Source organism: Pseudomonas sp. 22189 (genome assembly GCF_052045635.1).
GTDB classification, from domain to species: Bacteria; Pseudomonadota; Gammaproteobacteria; order Pseudomonadales; family Pseudomonadaceae; genus Aquipseudomonas; species Aquipseudomonas parakoreensis.
On sequence record NZ_JBQEPG010000002.1, the window covers coordinates 68,006 to 89,678 of the forward strand.

General features: G+C 61.4%; 19 protein-coding genes. 11 read left to right on the forward strand and 8 right to left on the reverse strand.

Features of this window, described 5'->3' with window-relative positions; translation table 11 throughout:
- Positions 1–49: 49 nt before the first annotated feature.
- Positions 50–739: a DNA repair protein RecO gene (recO, locus tag ACTJKS_RS02030; protein ID WP_108181768.1), complete on the forward strand. Its 690-nt coding sequence runs from the start codon at positions 50–52 to the stop codon at positions 737–739.
- Positions 740–778: 39 nt separating this feature from the next.
- Positions 779–1,570: a pyridoxine 5'-phosphate synthase gene (gene pdxJ, locus ACTJKS_RS02035; protein WP_440828794.1), complete on the forward strand. Its 792-nt coding sequence runs from the start codon at positions 779–781 to the stop codon at positions 1,568–1,570.
- Here pdxJ and mltF read toward each other — a convergent pair.
- Positions 1,538–2,998, reverse strand: a complete 1,461-nt coding sequence (gene mltF / locus ACTJKS_RS02040) for a membrane-bound lytic murein transglycosylase MltF (protein WP_198758458.1) — start codon at positions 2,996–2,998, stop codon at positions 1,538–1,540. The two genes, pdxJ and mltF, sit on opposite strands and share 33 nt — an antisense overlap.
- Before the next feature lie 285 nt (positions 2,999–3,283).
- On the opposite strand from mltF, the gene purL reads away from it, so the two are divergent.
- From purL to ACTJKS_RS02060, 4 genes are all read left to right on the forward strand, one after another.
- Positions 3,284–7,180, forward strand: a complete 3,897-nt coding sequence (gene purL, locus ACTJKS_RS02045; RefSeq protein ID WP_198758459.1) for a phosphoribosylformylglycinamidine synthase — start codon at positions 3,284–3,286, stop codon at positions 7,178–7,180.
- A gap of 5 nt (positions 7,181–7,185) precedes the next feature.
- Complete coding sequence (locus tag ACTJKS_RS02050) at positions 7,186–7,497, forward strand: Nif3-like dinuclear metal center hexameric protein (RefSeq protein ID WP_108181771.1); 312 nt, start codon at positions 7,186–7,188, stop codon at positions 7,495–7,497.
- A 1,011-nt stretch (positions 7,498–8,508) separates the two neighbouring features.
- Positions 8,509–8,871 carry a DUF6124 family protein gene (locus ACTJKS_RS02055; protein ID WP_108181772.1) on the forward strand — a complete coding sequence of 121 codons (363 nt, stop codon included), beginning with the start codon at positions 8,509–8,511 and terminating at the stop codon, positions 8,869–8,871.
- A gap of 244 nt (positions 8,872–9,115) precedes the next feature.
- Positions 9,116–9,412 carry a hypothetical protein gene (locus ACTJKS_RS02060; protein WP_108181773.1) on the forward strand — a complete coding sequence of 99 codons (297 nt, stop codon included), beginning with the start codon at positions 9,116–9,118 and terminating at the stop codon, positions 9,410–9,412.
- 80 nt (positions 9,413–9,492) lie between these two features.
- On the opposite strand, the gene nagE is transcribed toward ACTJKS_RS02060, so the two are convergent.
- The 7 genes from nagE to ACTJKS_RS02095 all read right to left on the reverse strand — a co-directional run bounded on the left by nagE (position 9,493) and on the right by ACTJKS_RS02095 (position 18,213).
- Positions 9,493–11,208, reverse strand: a complete 1,716-nt coding sequence (gene nagE / locus ACTJKS_RS02065) for an N-acetylglucosamine-specific PTS transporter subunit IIBC (RefSeq protein WP_108181774.1) — start codon at positions 11,206–11,208, stop codon at positions 9,493–9,495.
- A gap of 35 nt (positions 11,209–11,243) precedes the next feature.
- Positions 11,244–13,757: a phosphoenolpyruvate--protein phosphotransferase gene (ptsP, locus tag ACTJKS_RS02070; protein WP_108181775.1), complete on the reverse strand. Its 2,514-nt coding sequence runs from the start codon at positions 13,755–13,757 to the stop codon at positions 11,244–11,246.
- A 142-nt stretch (positions 13,758–13,899) separates the two neighbouring features.
- Positions 13,900–14,922 carry an SIS domain-containing protein gene (locus tag ACTJKS_RS02075; protein WP_108181776.1) on the reverse strand — a complete coding sequence of 341 codons (1,023 nt, stop codon included), beginning with the start codon at positions 14,920–14,922 and terminating at the stop codon, positions 13,900–13,902.
- Positions 14,903–16,009: an N-acetylglucosamine-6-phosphate deacetylase gene (gene nagA, locus ACTJKS_RS02080; protein WP_108181777.1), complete on the reverse strand. Its 1,107-nt coding sequence runs from the start codon at positions 16,007–16,009 to the stop codon at positions 14,903–14,905. Before nagA ends, ACTJKS_RS02075 begins: the two co-directional genes overlap by 20 nt.
- A 30-nt stretch (positions 16,010–16,039) precedes the next feature.
- Positions 16,040–16,771 carry a GntR family transcriptional regulator gene (locus ACTJKS_RS02085; RefSeq protein WP_108181778.1) on the reverse strand — a complete coding sequence of 244 codons (732 nt, stop codon included), beginning with the start codon at positions 16,769–16,771 and terminating at the stop codon, positions 16,040–16,042.
- A 282-nt stretch (positions 16,772–17,053) separates the two neighbouring features.
- The gene (locus tag ACTJKS_RS02090) at positions 17,054–17,569 is read right to left on the reverse strand and encodes a L,D-transpeptidase family protein (protein WP_041063109.1); all 516 of its coding nucleotides are present in this window, start codon (positions 17,567–17,569) and stop codon (positions 17,054–17,056) included.
- Positions 17,570–17,661: 92 nt separating this feature from the next.
- Positions 17,662–18,213 (reverse strand): NUDIX hydrolase, encoded by a 552-nt coding sequence (locus tag ACTJKS_RS02095; protein ID WP_041063112.1) that lies wholly within the window; start codon positions 18,211–18,213, stop codon positions 17,662–17,664.
- Positions 18,214–18,359: 146 nt separating this feature from the next.
- On the opposite strand from ACTJKS_RS02095, the gene ACTJKS_RS02100 reads away from it, so the two are divergent.
- From ACTJKS_RS02100 to purT, 5 genes are all read left to right on the forward strand, one after another.
- Entirely contained in the window at positions 18,360–18,959 is a 600-nt protein-coding gene (locus tag ACTJKS_RS02100; protein ID WP_007967803.1) for a CoA pyrophosphatase, read from the forward strand.
- A gap of 47 nt (positions 18,960–19,006) precedes the next feature.
- On the forward strand, positions 19,007–19,531 hold the full coding sequence (locus tag ACTJKS_RS02105) for a gamma carbonic anhydrase family protein (RefSeq protein WP_084321873.1): 525 nt from the start codon (positions 19,007–19,009) through the stop codon (positions 19,529–19,531).
- Positions 19,528–19,743: a DUF1289 domain-containing protein gene (locus tag ACTJKS_RS02110; RefSeq protein ID WP_108181779.1), complete on the forward strand. Its 216-nt coding sequence runs from the start codon at positions 19,528–19,530 to the stop codon at positions 19,741–19,743. Before ACTJKS_RS02105 ends, ACTJKS_RS02110 begins: the two co-directional genes overlap by 4 nt.
- Positions 19,744–19,879: 136 nt before the next feature.
- Entirely contained in the window at positions 19,880–20,347 is a 468-nt protein-coding gene (locus tag ACTJKS_RS02115; RefSeq protein WP_086792211.1) for a preQ0 transporter, read from the forward strand.
- Between the two features lie 99 nt (positions 20,348–20,446).
- Positions 20,447–21,628, forward strand: coding sequence for a formate-dependent phosphoribosylglycinamide formyltransferase (purT, locus tag ACTJKS_RS02120; protein ID WP_041063124.1), 1,182 nt, complete (start codon positions 20,447–20,449; stop codon positions 21,626–21,628).
- Positions 21,629–21,673 lie beyond the last annotated feature (45 nt).

The window sequence follows — 21,673 nt, forward strand, 5'->3', positions numbered from 1 at the left end:
TTGGTTTTTGGGTGGTGTGTAAAAACTGCGTTTCTTCATCGAGAACTCCATGTCGCAAACCCCACCTCCTGCCCAACTCGCCTACGTCCTGCATTCGCGCGCCTACCGCGAATCCAGCGCGCTGGTCGATTTCCTCACGCCGCAAGGTCGGCTGCGGGCGGTGTTGCGCAGTGCGCGGGGCAAGGCCGGGACATTGGCGCGACCGTTCGTGCCGCTGGAAGTCGAGTTTCGTGGCAAGGGTGAGCTGAAGAATGTCGGGCGCATGGAAAGCGCCGGCAACGCGACCTGGATGGTCGGTGACGCGCTGTTCAGCGGCCTCTATCTCAATGAGCTGCTGATCCGCCTGCTGCCCGCCGAAGATCCGCACCCGGCGGTGTTCGATCACTACGCTGCAACCCTGCTGGCCCTGGCCGAAGGCCGCCCGCTGGAGCCGTTGTTGCGCTCCTTCGAATGGCGCCTGCTGGACGACCTCGGTTACGGCTTCTCGATGAGCACTGACATCCACGGCGAGCCAGTGGCCGCGGACGGCCTCTATCGCCTGCAAGTGGATGCCGGGCTGGAACGCGTCTTCCTGTTGCAGCCGGGTCTGTTCAACGGCACCGAACTGCTGGCCATGGCCGAAGCCGACTGGACCGCGCCCGGTGCACTGTCGGCGGCCAAACGTCTGATGCGTCAGGCATTGGCCGTGCACTTGGGCGGTCGGCCCCTCGTCAGTCGCGAGCTCTTTCGCAAGCCCTGATATGCTGTGCGCCGAATCTTTCCCTTCAGGAGCGCATCCGTGACCACCAGCAATCGCATTCTTCTTGGCGTGAACATCGACCACGTCGCCACCCTGCGTCAGGCCCGTGGCACGCGCTACCCGGATCCGGTCAAGGCTGCGCTGGACGCGGAAGAGGCGGGCGCCGACGGCATCACCGTGCACCTGCGCGAAGACCGTCGGCACATTCAGGAGCGCGACGTGTTGCTGCTCAAGGATGTGCTGCAGACCCGCATGAACTTCGAAATGGGTGTCACCGAAGAAATGATGGCGTTCGCCGAGCGCATCCGACCGGCGCACATCTGCCTGGTCCCGGAGACCCGTCAGGAACTGACCACTGAAGGCGGTCTGGATGTAGCGGGGCAGGAAGAGCGGATCAAAGCGGCGGTCGCGCGCCTGTCGAAGATCGGCAGCGAAGTGTCGCTGTTCATCGATGCCGACGAGCGCCAGATTGCGGCCTCCAAGCGCGTAGGAGCACCGGCGATCGAGCTGCACACCGGGCGTTACGCTGATGCCGAGACCCCGACCGAAGTTGCTGAGGAATTGAAGCGTGTGGCGGACGGCGTGGCATTTGGTCTGGCGCAGGGCCTGATCGTCAATGCCGGGCATGGCCTGCATTATCACAACGTCGAAGCCGTGGCGGCGATCAAGGGCATTAACGAATTGAACATCGGCCATGCGCTGGTGGCGCATGCGTTGTTCGTGGGCTTCAAGTCGGCAGTGTCCGAGATGAAGGCGCTGATTCTGGCAGCTGCGCTCAAAGGCTGCGATCTTTTGCTTTTAGAGCGGGGCAGGTTCTTGCGCTGGTTTTGACTTGTCGATCCCCGGCACATGCAGATTACCCTCGGCCACCTGATCGCCCTCGAGCTGCGGCTGAGTCACCCAGGTCAGAATGTCGTAGTAGCGACGGATGTTCGCCACGAAATGCACCGGCTCGCCGCCCCGGGCATAGCCGTAGCGGGTCTTGCTGTACCACTGTTTCTGCGACAGGCGCGGCAGCATCTTCTTCACGTCCAGCCACTTGTCCGGGTTCAGGCCTTCGCGGGACGCCAGTTTGCGCGCGTCATCGAGGTGGCCGCTGCCGACGTTGTACGCCGCCAGGGCGAACCAGGTGCGGTCCGGTTCCTGAATCGACTCGTCGAGCTGATCCTTCATGTAGGCCAGGTACTTGGCGCCGCCCATGATGCTTTGCTTGGGATCGAGCCGGTTCGACACGCCCATCGCCTGAGCGGTGTTCTGGGTCAGCATCATCAAGCCGCGCACGCCGGTTTTCGAAGTGACCGCCGGTTGCCACAGCGATTCCTGATAACCGATGGCCGCGAGCAGGCGCCAGTCGACTTTCTCTTTCTTGGCGTAGGTTTTGAAGTGCTGTTCGTATTTGGGCAGGCGCTGCTGCAAGTGCTGGGCGAAGGTGGTGGCGCCCATGTAGCCGAGGACATCGACGTGGCCGTAGTAACGGTCTTTCAGGCGCTGCAGGGTGCCGTTTTTCTGCACCTTGTCGAGGTAGGCGTTGATCTCGTTGAGCAGGCTGTTGTCTTCGCCGGCGGCCACCGCCCAGCTCTGGCTGCGCGCATCGCCGAGGTCGAAGGCCACGCGGATGTTGGTGAAGTACACCTGGTTCATTGCCACTTCGTTGGAATCAACCAGCGTCAGGTCGATCTGGCCTTCATCGACCATGCGCAACAGATCGACCACTTCCACGGCGTCGGATTCTTCGTATTCGATGCCCGGAAATTTCTTTTTCAGCTCCGCCAGCTGCTCGGCGTGGGTGCTGCCCTTGAGCACCATGATCTTCTTGCCGACCAGATCGCCGGGATCCGTCGGCCGCGACTGGCCGTTGCGATAGATGATCTGCGGGGTGACTTCGAGGTAGGAGTGGGAGAACCGCACCTGCTTCTTGCGCTCCTCGCTGCTGACCAGGCCTGCCGCCGCCAGTACCGGGCCGTTCGGCTTGCCGATCTGGTTGAACAGGTCGTCGAGGTTGTCGGCGGTCTCGATCTTCAGTTCGACCCCCAAATCGTCGGCGAAGCGCTTCACCAGCTCGTATTCGAAGCCGGTTTCACCGCTGCGATCCTGAAAGTAGGTGGCGGGGCTGTTACGGGTAATCACCCGCAGCACACCATCCTCCTTTACGCGCTCGAGTGTGTTGGGTTTATCAACACAGCCGCCGAGCATCAGGAAGAGTCCGGTTGCGATCAGCCATTTGGCGTACCGCGGACGCAAAGCCGTTGGGAAAAACATGTGCGCAGTATACGCAAACGGCTGCGGGCGCCATATCTCGACAGTGAGGGGCTTGTCTGCTAGAGATCACAAAACCGCACGAAACCCCGCAGGAATGGGGCTGAACGGCATTTTGTGACAGAAAAAATAAGCGTGGCCGGCACACACTCGAAATTTGACTTCAAAGGCAGAAACACAGATTGATATCCGAGTGCAACCGTGCGTAGCGTTTCGGGTGATGTTGAGGGCGGTTTAGGCTAGAATGCACGGCCTCAAAGCACACCCCTTCCCGAGGCTGTCCCGAAGATGTTGATCCTGCGCGGCGCTCCTGCCCTTTCTGCCTTTCGCCACAGCAAACTCCTTGAGCAACTGAGCCAGAAGGTTCCAGCTGTCAATGGCCTGTATGCTGAATTCGCTCACTTCGCCGAAGTCACCGGCGTCCTGACCGGCGACGAACAGCAGGTGCTTGCGCGCCTTCTGAAGTACGGCCCAAGCGTTCCGGTACAAGAGCCGACCGGCCGTCTGTTCCTGGTGTTGCCGCGTTTCGGCACCATCTCGCCATGGTCGAGCAAGGCCAGCGACATCGCCCGCAACTGCGGCCTGAGCAAGATTCAGCGTCTGGAGCGCGGCATCGCGTTCTACGTGGCCGGCCAGTTCAGCGACACCGAAGCCCAACAGATTGCCGACGTGCTGCATGACCGCATGACCCAGATCGTCCTGGGCAATCTGGAACAGGCCGCGGGTCTGTTCAGCCACGCCGAGCCGAAACCGCTGACCGCGATCGACATCCTCGGTGGCGGCCGCGCCGCGCTGGAAAAAGCCAACACTGAACTGGGCCTGGCCCTGGCCGAAGACGAAATCGACTATCTGGTCAACGCCTTCAACGGTCTCAAGCGCAACCCGCACGACATCGAACTGATGATGTTCGCCCAGGCCAACTCCGAGCACTGCCGCCACAAGATCTTCAACGCCAGTTGGGATATTGACGGCGAGAGCCAGGAAAAAAGCCTGTTCGGCATGATCAAGAACACCTACCAGATGCACAACGAAGGCGTGCTGTCCGCTTATAAGGACAACGCCTCGGTGATCGTCGGTAACGTGGCCGGCCGCTTCTTCCCGGATCCGGAAACCCGCCAGTACGGCGCGGTGCAGGAGCCGGTGCACATCCTGATGAAGGTCGAGACCCACAACCACCCGACCGCGATCGCCCCGTTCCCGGGCGCCTCCACCGGTTCCGGTGGCGAGATCCGCGACGAAGGTGCCACCGGCCGTGGCGCGAAGCCAAAGGCCGGCCTGACCGGTTTCACCGTGTCCAACCTGCAGATCCCGGGCTTCGAACAGCCGTGGGAAGTGCCGTACGGCAAGCCTGAGCGCATCGTTACCGCGCTGGACATCATGATCGAAGGCCCGCTGGGCGGCGCCGCGTTCAACAACGAATTCGGTCGTCCGGCCCTGACCGGCTACTTCCGTACCTTCGAACAGTCGATCAGCACCCCGCACGGTGACGAAGTTCGCGGTTACCACAAGCCGATCATGTTGGCTGGCGGCATGGGCAACATCCGTGAAGAGCACGTCAAGAAAGGCGAGATCGTCGTCGGCTCCAAGCTGATCGTCCTCGGCGGGCCGGCGATGCTCATCGGTCTGGGCGGCGGCGCCGCGTCCTCGATGGCCACCGGCACCAGCTCGGCGGATCTCGACTTCGCTTCCGTACAGCGTGAAAACCCTGAAATGGAACGTCGCTGCCAGGAAGTCATCGACCGTTGCTGGCAGCTGGGCGACAAGAACCCGATCAGCTTCATCCACGACGTGGGTGCGGGCGGTCTGTCCAACGCCTTCCCGGAACTGGTCAACGACGGCGACCGCGGTGGCCGTTTCGAACTGCGCAACATTCCAAACGACGAGCCGGGCATGGCCCCGCACGAAATCTGGTCCAACGAATCCCAGGAACGTTACGTTCTGGCAGTCGGCCCGGCTGACTTCGAGCGCTTCAAGGCGATCTGCGAACGCGAGCGTTGCCCGTTTGCCGTTGTTGGTGAAGCCACTGCCGAGCCGCAACTGACCGTGACCGACAGCCACTTCGGCAACAACCCGGTGGACATGCCGCTGGAAGTGTTGCTGGGCAAGGCGCCGCGCATGCACCGTTCGGTGGTGCGCGAAGCCGAGCTGGGCGATGATTTCGATCCGTCGAACCTCGACATCGCCGATTCCATCGAGCGCGTCCTGCATCACCCGGCCGTGGCGAGCAAAAGCTTCCTGATCACCATCGGCGACCGCACCATCACCGGCCTCGTGGCCCGTGACCAGATGGTCGGTCCATGGCAGGTGCCGGTGGCCGACGTTGCCGTCACCGCCACCAGTTTTGACGTCTACACCGGTGAAGCGATGGCGATGGGCGAGCGTACTCCGCTGGCACTGCTGGACGCTCCGGCGTCGGGCCGCATGGCCATCGGCGAAACCCTGACCAACATTGCCGCCTCGCGCATCAACAAGCTCTCCGACATCAAACTGTCGGCGAACTGGATGTCCGCTGCCGGCCACCCGGGCGAAGACGCGCGTCTGTACGACACCGTGAAAGCGGTCGGCATGGAACTGTGCCCAGAGCTGGGCATCACCATCCCGGTCGGCAAGGACTCGATGTCCATGGCCACCCGCTGGAACGACAAGGGTGAAGAAAAAACCGTGACCTCGCCGATGTCGCTGATCGTGACCGGTTTCGCCCCAGTGGCTGACATCCGTCAGACCCTGACCCCGGAACTGCGCATGGACAAGGGCACCACCGACCTGATCCTGATCGACCTCGGTCGCGGTCAGAACCGCATGGGTGCCTCGATCCTCGCTCAGGTTCACGGCAAGCTCGGCAAGCAGGCGCCGGACGTCGACGACGCCGAAGACCTGAAAGCCTTCTTCGCGGTGATCCAGGGCCTCAACGCCGACGGTCACCTGCTGGCTTATCACGACCGTTCCGACGGTGGTCTGTTGACCTCCGTGATGGAAATGGCGTTCGCCGGCCACTGCGGTCTGAGCCTGAACCTGGACAGCGTTGCCGAAAACTCGGCAGAAATCGCCGCAATCCTGTTCAACGAAGAGCTGGGTGCCGTTATCCAGGTTCGTCAGGACGCCACCCCGGACATCCTCGCCCAATTCAGCGCTGCCGGTCTGGGTGACTGCGTTTCCGTGATCGGTCAGCCGATCAACAATGGCCAGATCAACATCACCTTCAACGGTGACACCGTGTTTGAAGGCCAGCGTCGTCTGCTGCAACGTCAGTGGGCCGAGACCAGCTACCAGATCCAGCGTCTGCGTGACAACGCCGACTGCGCCGAGCAAGAATTCGACGCGCTGCTGGAAGAAGACAACCCGGGCCTGAGCGTCAAGCTGAGCTACGACGTCAACCAGGACATCGCCGCGCCTTACATCAAGAAAGGCATTCGCCCACAGGTTGCCGTGCTGCGTGAGCAGGGCGTCAACGGTCAGGTGGAAATGGCCGCCGCGTTCGATCGCGCCGGTTTCAACGCGATCGACGTGCACATGAGCGATATTCTCGCTGGCCGTGTCGACCTGAACGAGTTCAAAGGTCTGGTGGCCTGCGGTGGTTTCTCCTACGGCGACGTTCTCGGCGCTGGTGAAGGCTGGGCCAAGTCGGCACTGTTCAACAGCCGTGCCCGCGATGCATTCCAGGGCTTCTTCGAACGTAACGACAGCTTCACCCTCGGCGTGTGCAACGGTTGCCAGATGATGTCCAACCTGCACGAGCTGATCCCGGGCAGCGAATTCTGGCCACACTTCGTGCGCAACCGCTCCGAGCAGTTCGAAGCGCGCGTGGCGATGGTGCAGATCCAGGAATCGAACTCGATCTTCCTGCAGGGCATGGCCGGTTCGCGCATGCCGATCGCCATCGCGCACGGTGAAGGCCATGCCGAGTTCTCCAGCGAAGAAGCCCTGCTGGAAGCCGATCTGTCCGGTTGCGTGGCGATGCGTTTCGTCGACAACCACGGCAAGGTCACCGAAGCCTACCCGGCCAACCCGAACGGTTCGCCGCGCGGGATCACCGGTCTCACCAGCCGCGACGGTCGTGTGACGATCATGATGCCGCACCCGGAGCGTGTGTTCCGCGCGGTGCAGAACTCGTGGCGTTCGGAAGACTGGACCGAGGATGCTCCTTGGATGCGCATGTTCCGTAACGCGCGCGTCTGGGTGAACTGAGGCCTGTGTACAAGCTCGCGTTTTTTGTTCCCGACAGTCATGTCGAGGTGGTCAAGGACGCTGTATTCGCTGCCGGTGGTGGGCGGATCGGGGACTATGACCACTGTGCTTGGCAGGTGCTTGGGTCTGGTCAGTTTCGACCGTTGGACGGCAGTCAGCCGTTCATTGGCGAGGCGGGGCGGGTTGAGCGGGTCGAGGAATGGAAGGTTGAGCTTGTGGTTTGTGATGAGCTGATTCGTGAGGTGGTGGCTGCTCTCAAGTTGAGCCACCCTTATGAGACGCCGGCTTATGAGGTGTGGCGGCTGGAGGATTTCTGATCTTCCTTTCGCTGGAATGAGAAACCCGCAGATGACTGATTGTCTGCGGGTTTTTTGTTGCCTGCGATTTTCCGGGCAATGGGGTTCCAATGTGGGAGCGAGCCTGCTCGCGAAGGCGTCGGATCAGGCGATGATGTTCTGACTGATCGGGTACATATCCGTTGCTGCGGTAACGGCTGCTTAGGGTTTCGCCCTTACGGCGACTCACTTTTTTTACAAACGCCTAAAAAAAGTAAGCAAAAAAACGCTTGCTCCTGCGTTCGGCCCGCTCGCTGGGGCTCGGGGTCCCTTCGCTCCGGGTTTGATCCGGGCGCAGCGCCTACGGTTTGCTTCGCTGCACCTCCTCTCGCTGTGTTTGGCTTCGCCAAACGGTCGCTGCGCTCTCACCCCCGGATCAATCCCTCCACTCAGCCTTCCGACGTCGCCCGTGGATCAAGATCAAGAACGACAGCCGAGCTTGCGCTCATCCTGGAGTGGGGCGGCTTCGCCGCATGGCGGTGTTCACAAGTTAAAAATATGGGAGCTGGCTTGTCAGCGATGGCGGCCTGACAGCCGACCATTTTCTATCTGGTGCATCTCCCCTCTGTAGGAGCTGCCGAAGGCTGCGATCTTTTGACTTTGGTTTTTTACAATCAAAGGGCAGATCAAAAGATCGCAGCCTTCGGCAGCTCCTACACGGGATGTTTTGTGTTTAAGAGTGTGTGGAATTACCAGAACCTTCCCACAAGATTTTCAGGTTGTCCCTCGGACGTCCGGTCTCTAGGCTTCGTCTGTCGCTGCCAATTCAGCGACCGGGAGGTGAGATACCCGATTTGGATCCCCAGACAAGTGCCCCCATAATTGCGGCCAGCTTTCGCTGTCAGCAATTCCTTATGGCGGCTATGTACGGGCGGACTTCGGTCCGGCCGGATTTGGGGTCCTTACCGGTAATCTCACTCCGTACATGGCTGCCACCTCTTCTCCGAGTGAGATCGGGAGCAAGTGGCTATGACACTTAAAAGGACTTGTTCGATGGACAAACTGATCCCCGACCCACCCCACAAAACCACAGCGCCACCCGTCGACGCCATCCGCGTCGAAGACCTGACGAAAGACCGTGAAGCCATCAAGCGCGCTGTCGATTTCTACTTCACCCAGCAACCCGCTCAGGCGCATCAGCCCAGCACAATGTTCCTGGTCAACCCCAGCATCGACACCGAAACCCTGCTAGCCCACGCCTACGAATCGTTGGCCTGCGCCAGTGCCATGGCCAGCAACTTCGCCAACGAACTCAGCGGCCTGCAACGCAGCACCGCACTGGCGATCCAGCAAATCGTCATGCTCGCCGAACTGGCGGTAAACCGCGCGCTGGACCGGGTCGATCCGCAAACCTGATTCATCGGATGATCATCGCAAACCGGCTCGTCCCGTCGCGGACCTCATCTCCTTTCTGGGGAGTTGAGAGCTCGCGTGGGAGCGAGCCGTCGGCAACCGACTTTTGGATTCAATACCCAGGTTTGCCTTGATGATGACCAATCATCGGAAACCGCCGCTTACCTGTAATTTCTGACAGTGGTTCGCTTCGGCAAACTTCTGTCTGATGACACTTCCATTCACAACAGGTAAGAAGGATTTTGCTATGTCTACTGAAAAAAACACTGTGCCGGTGATTACCTCCATGAAAAACAGCCAAGGTGAGGAGATTCCAAACGGCGGTATCACCTCGTCCACTGTTGTGCAGTCGAGTGGCTTGGCGTCTGATGGCGATAAACTCCAGATTCTCGACGGTGCTACTGTGATGGGGCAAGTAGTCGCCGACGCTGCAGGCCGTTGGCACTTTCACTTGAGGGATTTGTCAGTGAGCATGCATTCGATCACGGCCAGAGGACAGGCTGGTGTCTCTGCACCACGTACGTTCATCGTCACAGTCGAGTAAACACCCGATAAAAAAGCCGCTGAGCTCCACAGCCCAGCGGCTTTCCGTTTATCAGTGAGGCTGTTGAGTTTCGCTGTGGGTTACACCTTCGCGCGGGCCTCACTGCGATTAACCAACGCCTCAATCGCCCCACTCAAACTCGCGGCTTTCTCGCCAATCAACAGATGCCAGACCCCACCGTCCAGCGAGCTGACACCCTGGCACCCCAACTCTTTCAACTGAGCCTCGGACAACGCTTTGCCATCGGCCAGTTGCAAACGAAGGCGGGTCAGGGCGATGCAGTCCAGTTGCAGTACATTCTCGCGACCGCCTAACGCAGTCAGCCATTGTTGGGCTTCTGGCGCCGTGACCCATGCAGCGTTCGATGCTTCGACCTGCACCGCAGGCGCCGGCACTAACGCACGCCCCAGCGCTGGCATGGCGAGGCGGATTTCGTCGGCGATGCTGTCGGCCAATGGCCCGACCACCACCTGCAAGCTGCCGCCCTTGCCCGGGCGTACCACGGCCATCGCGCCCAATGCCTTCAAGTCAGCGTCGGAAGCCTTGTTGCGATCAACCATTTCCAGACGCAAACGGGTGGTGCAGGCACCGACAGTCACCAGATTCTGCGCACCACCGAGCGCCTTGATGTAAGCCGCGGCGCGCTCATTCTCGGTGAGAACAGCCTTGTCCGCCGCTGCCACATCCTCACGCCCCGGCGTCTTCAAATTGAAGCGACGAATACAGAAATCAAACACCGCGTAATACACCACGGCATACGCCAGCCCGACCGGAATCACCAGCCAGCCATTGGTCGAGCGCCCCCAACCCAACACCATGTCGATGAAGCCGCCGGAGAAGGTGAAACCGAGGTGGATGTTCAGTGCATTGGTGATCGCCATCGACAGGCCGGTCAGCAGCGCATGCAGCAGATACAGCAGCGGCGCGAGAAACATAAAGGCGAATTCGATGGGTTCGGTTACCCCGGTCAAAAACGAGGTCAGCGCCATCGACAGGAAAATCCCGCCCATGACCTTGCGCCGCTCCGGCAACGCATTGCGGTACATCGCCAGGCACGCAGCAGGCAGGCCGAAGATCATCATCGGGAACATGCCGGTCATGAACTGGCCGCCCTTTGGATCGCCAGCGAAGTAGCGTGACAGGTCGCCGGTGACCAGTGCGCCGGTAGTCGGGTCGGTGAAGTTGCCGAACACGAACCACGCCATGTTGTTGAGGATGTGGTGCAGGCCGGTGACGATCAGCAGGCGGTTGAACACGCCGAAGACGAACGCGCCAATGCTGCCGCTTTCCATCATCAGTGCGCCGAAGGCATTGATGCCGTGCTGGATCGGCGGCCAGATGTAGCCGAACACTACGCCCAGACCGACCGCCGCGAACCCGGTGACAATCGGTACAAACCGTCGGCCGCCGAAGAACGCCAGATACTCCGGCAGTTTGATGTCCTTGAAGCGGTTGTACAGCGCGCCGGCCATCAGGCCGCTGACGATCCCGGCGAGCATGCCCATGTTGATGCTTGCGTCGAGCACCTTGAGGGTGGAGATCATCACCAGGTAACCGATTACCCCGGCCAGACCCGCGGTGCCGTTGTTGTCCTTGGCAAACCCGACGGCGATGCCGATGGCGAAGATCATCGCCAGGTTGGCGAAGATCACTTGCCCGGCATCGTGAATGATCGCGATGTTCAAAAGGTCGGTGTCACCCAGACGCAGCAGCAGGCCGGCAATCGGCAGGATCGCGATCGGCAGCATCAGCGCGCGGCCGAGGCGTTGCAGGCCTTCGATGAAGAGTTGGTACATGGTGGTTCTCCCTGCTCTTTATAGAGAGCTTGTTGTTAGTGCAGAGGCCAATGCTGGTGGCAGGCGTGACGAACCGCAGCGGCGCTGTTGAGTTTCAACAGGTCAAGGCTGAGGCGTTGGCATTCGGCCTCGTGCAACTGGCGCACGCGATCCTTGATTTCACCGATTTGCACCGGGCTCACCGACAACTCGGTCACACCGAGGCCGATCAGCACCGGCGTCGCCAGAGGATCCGAGGCGAGGGCGCCGCAGACGCCGACCCAGCGTTTGTGCGCCGCCGCACCTGCGCAGGTCATGGCGATCAGCCGCAGCAGCGCCGGGTGCAAGGCATCGACCCGGGCGGCGAGGCCGGCGTGGTCGCGGTCCATGGCCAGGGTGTATTGCGACAGGTCGTTGGTGCCGATCGACAGGAAGTCGGCGTGCTCGGCCAGTTGTTCGGCCTGCAAGGCAGCGGCGGGGACTTCAATCATCACGCCGATTTCCGGGCGCTGGCTGATGCCCAGTTCCAGGCACAGCGCATCGACGCGCTGACGGATCTGCAGCAGTTCATCGACTTCGGTGACCATCGGCAACAGGATCCGGCAACGGCGCAGCGGGCTGACTTGCAGCAGTGCGCGCAGTTGCTGATCGAGGATTTCCGGACGGGCCTGAGCCAGACGAATGCCACGCAGACCCAAGACCGGGTTGGCTTCGGCAGGCAGCGGCAGGTAGTCGAGTTGCTTGTCGCCGCCGACGTCGATGGTGCGGATGATCACCGAATGGTCACCCATGGCATCGAGCACCGCTTGATAGGCAGAGCACTGCTCTTCGACGTCCGGCGCGGTTTGCCGGTCGACGAACAGAAACTCGGTGCGCAGCAGGCCGACGCCATCGGCACCATTGGCAAAGGCGTCTGCCGCTTCATGGCTGGAGGCGACATTGGCGACCACTTCGATGGTCACGCCATTGCGAGTTTCGGCGGGCAGATGGGCCTTTTTCTGTTGCGCATCGCGGCGTTGCTGACGGTCGATTTGCGCCTGCTGCACTTCGGCCAGACGCTCGGCATTTGGCTTCAGTTCGAGGCGACCGCCATCGGCATCCAGCACCACCGACTGACCTTGTGCTTGATCGAGTAAAGCGGCGCCCAGTGCAACTAGGCACGGCAGGCCTTTGCCGCGCGCCAGAATCGCCACATGCGAGGTCGCGCCACCCTCGGCCATGCACAACCCGGCGACACCCTGCGCGCTGAGTTGCAGCAGATCCGACGGCGTCAGTTCATGCGCAGCAACGATGGCGCCGGCCGGCACGTCGTAATGCCAGGCTTCGCCGAGCACGGCGCGCAGCACCCGTTGCTTGAGGTCGCGCAGGTCGTTGGCGCGTTCGGCCAGCAGCGCGCTGCCGGTGTGTTGCAGTACTTCGCACTGCACGTCGATCGACTGGCTCCAGGCGTGGGTCGCCGCTGTGCCTTGATCGATGGAATGCTGCGCGGCGTCGAGCAGGGCCGGGTCTTCGAGCAGTGCCAGATGCGCGGCGAAGATCGCTTCTTCGTCGGTGTTCTTGTGCTTTTTTGCTTGGGTGAGCGTGGCGTGGATTTCGCCGCGCACCTGCTTCAGCGCCGACTCAAGCACCTGCTGTTGCACCTGCGGATCATGCTTGCCGATATCTGCCGGCAGGCTGATCGCGTTCAGGCGAAACAACGGCCCGCCAACCAGACCCGGTGCGGCGCACACCCCTTGCAGCACGCCCGCCTCGGCCGGGCGTTTGCGCGGTGCGGCGCTGGCCGGCGCAGCGGCGTGATGATCGTCGGGCAGGGCGGTCGCCAGTGCATTGAGCAAAGCTTGCAGCGCCGCTTCGGCGTCCGGCCCCTGACAGCTGACCTGCACTTCATCCTGTTCACCGATGGCCAGTCCCATCAGGCCAATCAGGCTGTTGCACGGCGCCGATTGGCCGGCGAAGTGCAGCTGCGACTGGCTCTTGAAACCTTGTGCGGTCTGGCGAATCAGCGCGGCGGGGCGCGCATGCAAGCCGCCGCGATGTGCCACCAAGACCTGCCCCTGCACCACTGGCCCACCCAGCACTTCAGCATTCGCCGCCGTACTGGTGCGGGCAATGATGTGTAGCAGCGGCTCGCCGACCTTCACCGCTTTGAGCGTGATCGGGCGCACCTGGAAGTCCTGGCTGTTGGTCAGGATCAACAGGCTGACCAGGCTTTTGCACTGTTGGCCGACCTTGTCCAGGTCGTAGCGCAACAACGGTTGGCCCTTGTCGACCCGCGTGCCTTGCTTGACCAGCATCGAGAAGCCTTCGCCGTTCAGTTCGACAGTGTCCAGGCCAAGATGCAGGAGGATTTCCGCGCCGTTGTCGGCGCGCACGGTCAGCGCGTGGCCGGTGCGGGCGACGTGGATGATCTCCCCGGCACAGGGCGAGTACAGGGTGTCATTCAACGGGTCGATGGCGATACCGTCGCCCATCGCGCCACTGGCGAACACCGCGTCCGGGACTTTGGCGAGCGTGAGCACCGGGCCGCTGAGCGGGGCGCTGAGGGTCAGCTCTTTATTGTTGTTGTGCATGGCTCGGTCTCATCAGTAATTTCGCTTTCCCCTGTAGGAGCTGCCGCAGGCTGCGATCTTTTGATCTTGTTTTTTTGAACGTCAAAATCAAAAGATCGCAGCCTTCGGCAGCTCCTACACGGGTTACATGCCTAAACAGTGGTCAGTGCGTACGGGTCACTTTGCTCAGGTGGCGCGGCTGATCCGGGTCCATGCCGCGAGCCACGGCCAGGCCGGCGGCCATCACGTAGAAGCTCTGGATCGCCAGAATCGGGTCGAGGGCCGGGTGTTCGGCGCGGCTCAGGGTCAGGTCGCGTTCGAGAATGTCGTCCGGCGCGGCCAGCAGCACGCGGGCACCGCGTTGACGCATCTCTGACGCGAGGCTGATCAGACCGGCCTGTTCGGCACCGCGTGGGGCGAACACCAGTAGCGGGTAATGCTCGTCGATCAGTGCCATCGGGCCGTGACGGACTTCGGCGCTGCTGAAGGCTTCGGCCTGAATCGCCGAGGTTTCCTTGAACTTCAGCGCGGCCTCTTGGGCGATGGCAAAACCGGCGCCACGGCCGATGACCATCAGCCGTTCACAGTCGCGCAAGGCGTCGATCGCGGTGCTCCAGTCCTGTTTCGCCGCTTCGCGCAGACCTTCGGGCAGGGCGTTGTGCGCTTCCAGCAGTTCGCGGTCTTCTTTCCAGTGCGCGATCAGGCGGGCGCTGGCGCTGAGGGTGGCGATGAAGCTCTTGGTCGCGGCGACGCTGCTTTCGGTGCCGGCGAGCAGCGGCAGGCTGAATTCACACGCCGCTTCCAGTGGCGAATCGGCGGCGTTGACCATCGATACGCTCAGCGCGCCACGCTTGCGCAGCAGACGCAGGCTGTTGACCAGATCCGGGCTTTGCCCCGATTGCGAGAACGCGAACGCGACCTGACCGCTGACCTTCAACGGTGCCTGCTGCATGGTCACCACCGACATCGGCAACGACGCCACCGGTACGCCCAGTTGCTGCATGGTCAGGTAAGCGAAATAGCTCGCCGCGTGGTCGGAACTGCCGCGCGCGACCGTCATCGCCACTTGCGGCGGCTGACGGCGCAGGCGTCCGGCGATCTCGATCATCTGCGGGTCGAGCTGTTGCAATTGGGCTTGCACGGCCTCGAACGAGGACAGCGCCTCTTCAAGCATTTTTGAAGTCAATGTCTTCTCCTTCGACCATGACGGCGGTCAGTGTGAGTGAGCGATCCAGCCGCACGCAGTCGGCCCAGGCACCCGGTTGCAGGCGCCCGCGTTCGGTGATGCCGAGGTAGTCGGCGGGGAATTGCGAAAGACGTTGCGAGGCTTCGGCGATCGGCAAACCGATCTTCACCAGGTTGCGCAGGGCCTGATCCATGGTCAGGGTGCTGCCGGCCAGCGTGCCGTCGGGCAGGCGCACACCGCCCAGGCATTTGGTCACGGTGTGGCTGCCGAGCTTGTATTCACCGTCGGGCATGCCGGCGGCGGCGGTTGAATCGGTGACGCAGTACAGGCACGGGATCGCACGCAGGGCCACGCGGATCGCGCCGGGGTGCACGTGCAACAAGTCCGGGATCAGCTCGGCGAATTTGGCGTGGGCGAGGGCGGCGCCGACGATGCCCGGCTCGCGGTGATGTAGCGGGCTCATGGCGTTGTACAAATGGGTGAAACTAGTCGCGCCGGCATCGAGGGCGGCGACGCCTTCCTCGTAGCTGCCGAGGGTGTGGCCGATCTGCATGCGGATGCCGCGGCTGCTCAGTTCACGAATCAACCCGTCGTGGCCGGCGATTTCCGGGGCGATGGTGATCACCCGGATCGGCGCCAGTGCCAGATACTCTTCAACTTCGGCCATCAACGCGGTGTGGGCGAAATTCGGTTGCGCGCCGAGTTTGCCGGGGTTGATGTACGGGCCTTCCAGATGCACACCGAGTACCCGGGCGGCGCCTTGCGGACGCTGTTCGCAGAACTCGCCGACCTCTTTCAGCACACTGGAGATCTCAGCACTCGGCGCGGTCATGGTGGTGGCCAGCAGTGAAGTGGTGCCGAAGCGCACGTGGGTTTTGGTGATGGTTTCGAAGGCGCTGGCGCCTTCCATGATGTCTTTACCACCACCGCCGTGGACGTGCAGGTCGATGAAACCCGGCAGCAGGTACGGCAGGTCATTCTCGGCCGGATCGCAGGGCACGCCTTCGATCGACACGACTTTGCCGTGTTCGTGAATCAGCCGGCCGCGAACCCAGCCGCTGGCGGTGAGGATGTTGTCTTCGGACATTTTGCTTCTCTCGTTTGGCCTGGCTGCCGGTCAGCGGCGAAGCTCTGCAACAAAGTCGTAGTAGTCGTTGCGGCAATAGGTGTCGGTGACTTCGATCGGCGTGTTGTCTTCCAGATAGCCGACCCGGGTCATCAGCAGCATGGCGGTGCCGGGGGCGATGCCGACCAGCGCGGCGAACTCGTCCGAGGCGTTGATCGCCTGGATGTGCTGCAGGGCGCGGACGATCGGTTTGCCGATGCCGTCGAGGTATTCGTAGAGCGAATCGCCGACCAGGTGCGGCTTGGGCATGATCGAGGCGGGCAGGGTGCTCATCTCGATGGCCATCACCGTGTCATCGGCCTTGCGCAGGCGTTTCATGCGCGCCACCTTGTCGTTCGGCGACAGGCTCAGGCGGATCAGTTCTTCGTGAGTCGGCAGGATGATTTCGCGTTCCAGCCACTGCGAGCTGGGGACGAAACCCTTGAGGCGGAGCATTTCGCTGAAGCCCGAGAGGCGTGACAGCGGTTGTTCCAGACGTGGGGTGATGAAGGTGCCGGAACCTTGCAGACGGCGGATCAGACCTTGATCGAGCAGCACTTCCAGCGCCTTGCGCGCGGTGACCCGGGAGATCCCGAGTTGCTCGCTGAGGTTGCGCTCGGAGGGCATGGCCTGCTCGGCCTTCCACTGCCCGGAATGGATCGCCGATTCCAGATTGCGCGCCAGCTGCAGGTACAGCGGCGTCGGCTGGGAGTCATCTGGGCGTAGGGCCTGGAGGTCGTTCATGTAGGTCATTTCCGACGCGAGTATAGGATTGTTGTGGCTCGCTTGTGGGGCGGAAATTAATACCACTTGAATACCATGTCAACGCAGTGAATTGGCGTGTAGCCCAATGAAATGGCGGGTTTCGGGGTTTGTGGTTTGAAGTGGTATTATGGGTGGGCTGTAAAAAGCAAAAGATCGCAGCCTGCGGCAGCTCCTGCAGTGGGAAGTGGTATCAACCCTGTAGGAGCTGCCGCAGACTGCGATCTTTTGATTTATTTTTTTCAGGTGACCAGTGGTCAGTCGTTAAGGACGAATCTCGATCATCGTGCCGTCTGGCACCAGACCCCAGACTTCACGCATGTCCATGTTGCGCATGGCGATGCAGCCGTCGGTCCAGTCCAGAGTGTGGAACAGGTCTTCGGGGGTTTCTTCCGAATCCGGCGTGCCGTGAATCATGATCATCCCGCCAGGCTCGACGCCTTCGCGGCGGGCGCGGGCCGAGTCGCTGATGTTCGGGTAGGAGATGTGCATCGCCAGGTTGAATTTCTCGCTGACCTTGCGCCAGTCGATCCAATAAAAACCTTCCGGCGTGCGTTTGTCGCCTTCAATCAGTTTCGGACCTTTTTTCGCGCCCTTGCCCAGGGAAATCCGATAGGTCTTGATCGGCTTGCCGTCGGCGATCAACTGCAGTTGATGCGCCGATTTGAGCACCAGGATTTTTTCGATCAGCGGGGTGTTCGACGGCGTCACGGTGGTCACGAAGGACGCTTGGGAGACTGAGACGAATGACAGGCAAAACAGAGCAAACAACCAGCGCATTGAAACAATTCCCCAAAGAGTGACGCAACGTTAAGTGTAGGAGCTGCCGAAGGCTGCGATCTTTTGATCTTTTGATCTTTGGATTTTTTGAGTCAGCTAATGGCAGGCTGAGCCAGCGGCGGAATCGATTCGGAGCGAACCGGGTAGTTTTCGGCGCGGCGATCAGCGAAGAAACATTCTAAGGTACGCCCCACGGTGCGGAAAGCCAGCTCGTCCCAGGGAATGTCGGCTTCGTCGAATAGTTGCACTTCGAGGCTTTCGGGGCCGGCCGCGAAGTCCAGGTCGGCCAGTTCGGCGCGAAAGAACACATGCACCTGGCTGATGTGCGGCACATCGATCAGGGTATAGATGCTCAGATTGCGCACTCGGGCGCAGGCTTCCTCGGCGGTTTCGCGGATCGCGGCCTGTTCGATGGTCTCGCCGTTTTCCATGAAGCCGGCGGGCAGCGTCCAGTAACCCAGGCGTGGTTCGATGGCACGGCGGCAGAGCAGCACCTGGCGACCCCAGGTCGCGACGCAACCGGCGACGATATTGGGGTTTTGATAGTGAATGGTCTGACAGCTGTCACAGACAAATCGCAGTCGCGAGTCGCCTTCGGGAATGCGCTGGGTCACCGGGTTGCCGCACTGGCTGCAAAATTTCATGCTGGGGTTCCTGAATGCTGCGCCTATCTTGGCGTGCAGCGGTGCCGGTCGGCAAGTTGTCGTTTCGCGACATGGCCCGGCGAAGGGCTTGGGCGGCTGCAATGATTGGTGCATGATGCAGGGTAAGGCACAGATCGAGAACACTCATGCTGGACGAGCTACTGCATAGGGTAAGCAACCACACACCGCGCACGCTGGAGACCGATAAACGTTTCCCCGAGGCCGCTGTTCTGGTGCCGATCACCCGCAGTGACGAGCCCGAGCTGGTGCTGACCCTGCGGGCCAGCGGCCTCTCGACCCATGGTGGCGAAGTGGCCTTTCCCGGCGGTCGCCGCGACCCCGAAGACCCCGACCTGATTTTCACCGCCTTACGCGAAGCCGAAGAAGAAATCGGCCTGCCACCGGGGCTGGTCGAAGTCATCGGCCCGCTCAGCCCGCTGATCTCCCTGCATGGCATCAAGGTCACGCCGTATGTCGGGGTGATTCCGGACTTTGTCGAATACCAGGCCAACGATGCCGAGATCGCTGCCGTCTTCAACGTGCCGTTGGAGTTCTTCCGCAAAGACCCGCGTGAGCATACGCATCGTATCGATTATCAGGGCCGCAGCTGGTACGTGCCGAGTTATCGTTACGGCGAATTCAAGATCTGGGGATTGACGGCTATCATGATTGTCGAGCTGATCAATCTGCTCTATGACGAACAGATCAGCCTGCATCACCCGCCCAAAAGCTATATCAACACCTGAAGCCATCGCTCGAATGGCCCGTCATCGTGAGCCCTGAGGAAAACAAGATGAAATACCGCCTGGGCGACGCCCGCGTCGAGACCCATCCACAGAGCTGGGTTGCACCCAATGCCGTGCTGGTGGGCAAGGTCAAGCTGGAAGAAGGCGCCAACGTCTGGTTCAACGCCGTGCTGCGCGGCGACAACGAGCTGATCCTGATCGGCAAGAACAGCAACGTCCAGGATGGCACGGTGATGCACACCGACATGGGCTATCCGCTGACCATCGGCACCGGCGTGACCATCGGCCATAACGCCATGCTGCATGGCTGCACCGTTGGCGACTACAGCCTGATTGGCATCAACGCGGTGATCCTCAACGGCGCGAAAATCGGCAAGAACTGCATCATCGGCGCCAATTCGCTGATCGGCGAAGGCAAGGAAATCCCCGATGGCTCGCTGGTGATGGGGTCTCCGGGCAAGGTCGTGCGTGAACTGACCGAGCCACAGAAGAAAATGCTCGAAGCCAGTGCCGCGCACTATGTGCACAATTCCCAGCGCTATGCGCGTGATCTGGTCGAGCAGGAAGCATGAACACGCCCGAAAGACCGGTTGCCTCGCCGTGCGTGAATATCTGTGCGCTGGATGAGGACGATATCTGCACCGGCTGCCAGCGCACGGTCGCGGAGATCACCCGCTGGGGCCGCATGACCAACGACGAGCGGCGGGTGGTGCTCGGCTTGTGTCATGAGCGGGCGAAGGCCAGTGGGTTGGTGTGGATGATCCCGGCGACCCCAAACAAGTAGCGAAGATCAAAAGATCGCAGCCTTCGGCAGCTCCTACAGGAAGATCGCATTCTCATGTAGGAGCTGCCGCAGGCTGCGATCTTTTGCTTCTGCTTTGCCTGAAGTAACCTGTGCGCCAATTTCCCAGGTCGCCAGCATGATTTTCCTCATCGCCTACATCAGCAGCGTCGTGCTGATCAACTTCGCTTTCTCCACCGCGCCACACCTGGACATCATCTGGTCGGCCTGGGGCGGATTGGTGTTCGTGTTGCGCGACATGGTGCAAACCCGTTTCGGTCACGGTGCCATCGTGGCGATGCTGGTGGCGCTGGTGTTGTCCTACGTCACCTCGGATCCTTCCATCGCCCTGGCCAGCGCCACGGCGTTCGCGATCTCCGAATGCATCGACTGGCTGGTCTTCAGCATCACCAAACGACCGCTGCGCGACCGCCTGTGGATCAGTTCGGCGCTGAGCATTCCCCTCGATACCTTCATCTTTTTCGGCATGATCGACCTGATGACGCCACCGGTGATCATCACGGCATTGGCCTCGAAGTTCGCAGGTGTTACTGCCGTCTGGCTGATCATGGCCTGGCGCGAGCGCAAACAGGCTGTCGCCAGCTGAGCCAAACCCTGCGGTTCATGTAAAATGCCGCGCTTTCTCCCCATGGAAAGCGCGTCTGGCGTTGCTTTCCTCGATGATCCGCTTCTTTGAGGACCTGAGATGACCCGTATCGGAACTCCATTGTCGCCGACCGCGACCCGCGTATTGCTGTGTGGCTGTGGTGAGTTGGGCAAGGAAGTGGTGATCGAGCTGCAACGCCTGGGCGTTGAAGTGATTGCCGTCGACCGTTACGCCAACGCGCCGGCCATGCAGGTGGCGCACCGCAGCCACGTGATCAACATGCTCGACGGCGCCGCGCTGCGTGCAGTCATCGAAGCCGAGAAACCGCACTTCATCGTGCCGGAAATCGAAGCCATAGCCACCGCCACGCTGGTCGAGCTGGAAGCCGAAGGCTTCACCGTGATCCCGACCGCCCGCGCCGCGCAACTGACCATGAACCGCGAAGGCATCCGCCGTCTGGCCGCTGAAGAGCTGGACCTGCCGACCTCGCCGTACCACTTTGCCGACACCTTCGAGGATTACAGCAAAGCCGTTCAGGATCTGGGCTTCCCGTGTGTCGTCAAACCGGTCATGAGCTCGTCGGGCAAAGGCCAGAGCCTGCTGCGCAGCGCCGATGACGTGCAGAAAGCCTGGGAGTACGCGCAAGAAGGCGGTCGCGCCGGCAAAGGTCGGGTGATCATCGAAGGCTTCATCGATTTCGACTACGAAATCACTCTGCTGACCGTGCGCCACATCGGCGGCACCACGTTCTGCGCACCGGTCGGTCACCGTCAGGAAAAGGGCGATTATCAGGAGTCCTGGCAGCCGCAGGCCATGAGCCCGATTGCCTTGGCTGAGTCCGAGCGCGTGGCCAAAGCCGTGACCGAGGCCTTGGGTGGTCGCGGGCTGTTCGGCGTCGAGTTGTTCATCAAGGGTGATCAGGTGTGGTTCAGCGAAGTTTCGCCGCGCCCGCACGACACCGGTCTGGTGACCCTGATTTCCCAGGACCTGTCGCAGTTCGCCCTGCACGCGCGCGCCATTCTCGGTCTGCCGGTGCCGCTGATCCGTCAGTTCGGCCCATCCGCTTCGGCGGTGATTCTGGTGGAAGGGCAGTCGACCCAGACCGCGTTCGCCAACCTTGGCGCAGCGCTGAGCGAGCCGGATACCGCACTGCGGCTGTTCGGCAAGCCTGAAGTCAACGGTCAGCGCCGGATGGGCGTGGCGCTGGCGCGGGATGAGTCGATTGAGGCGGCTCGTGCCAAGGCGACCCGTGCGGCTCAGGCTGTTGTTGTAGAGCTGTAAACCGAGGCGTGGCATTCGCGAGCAAGCTCGCTCCCACAGATTTTT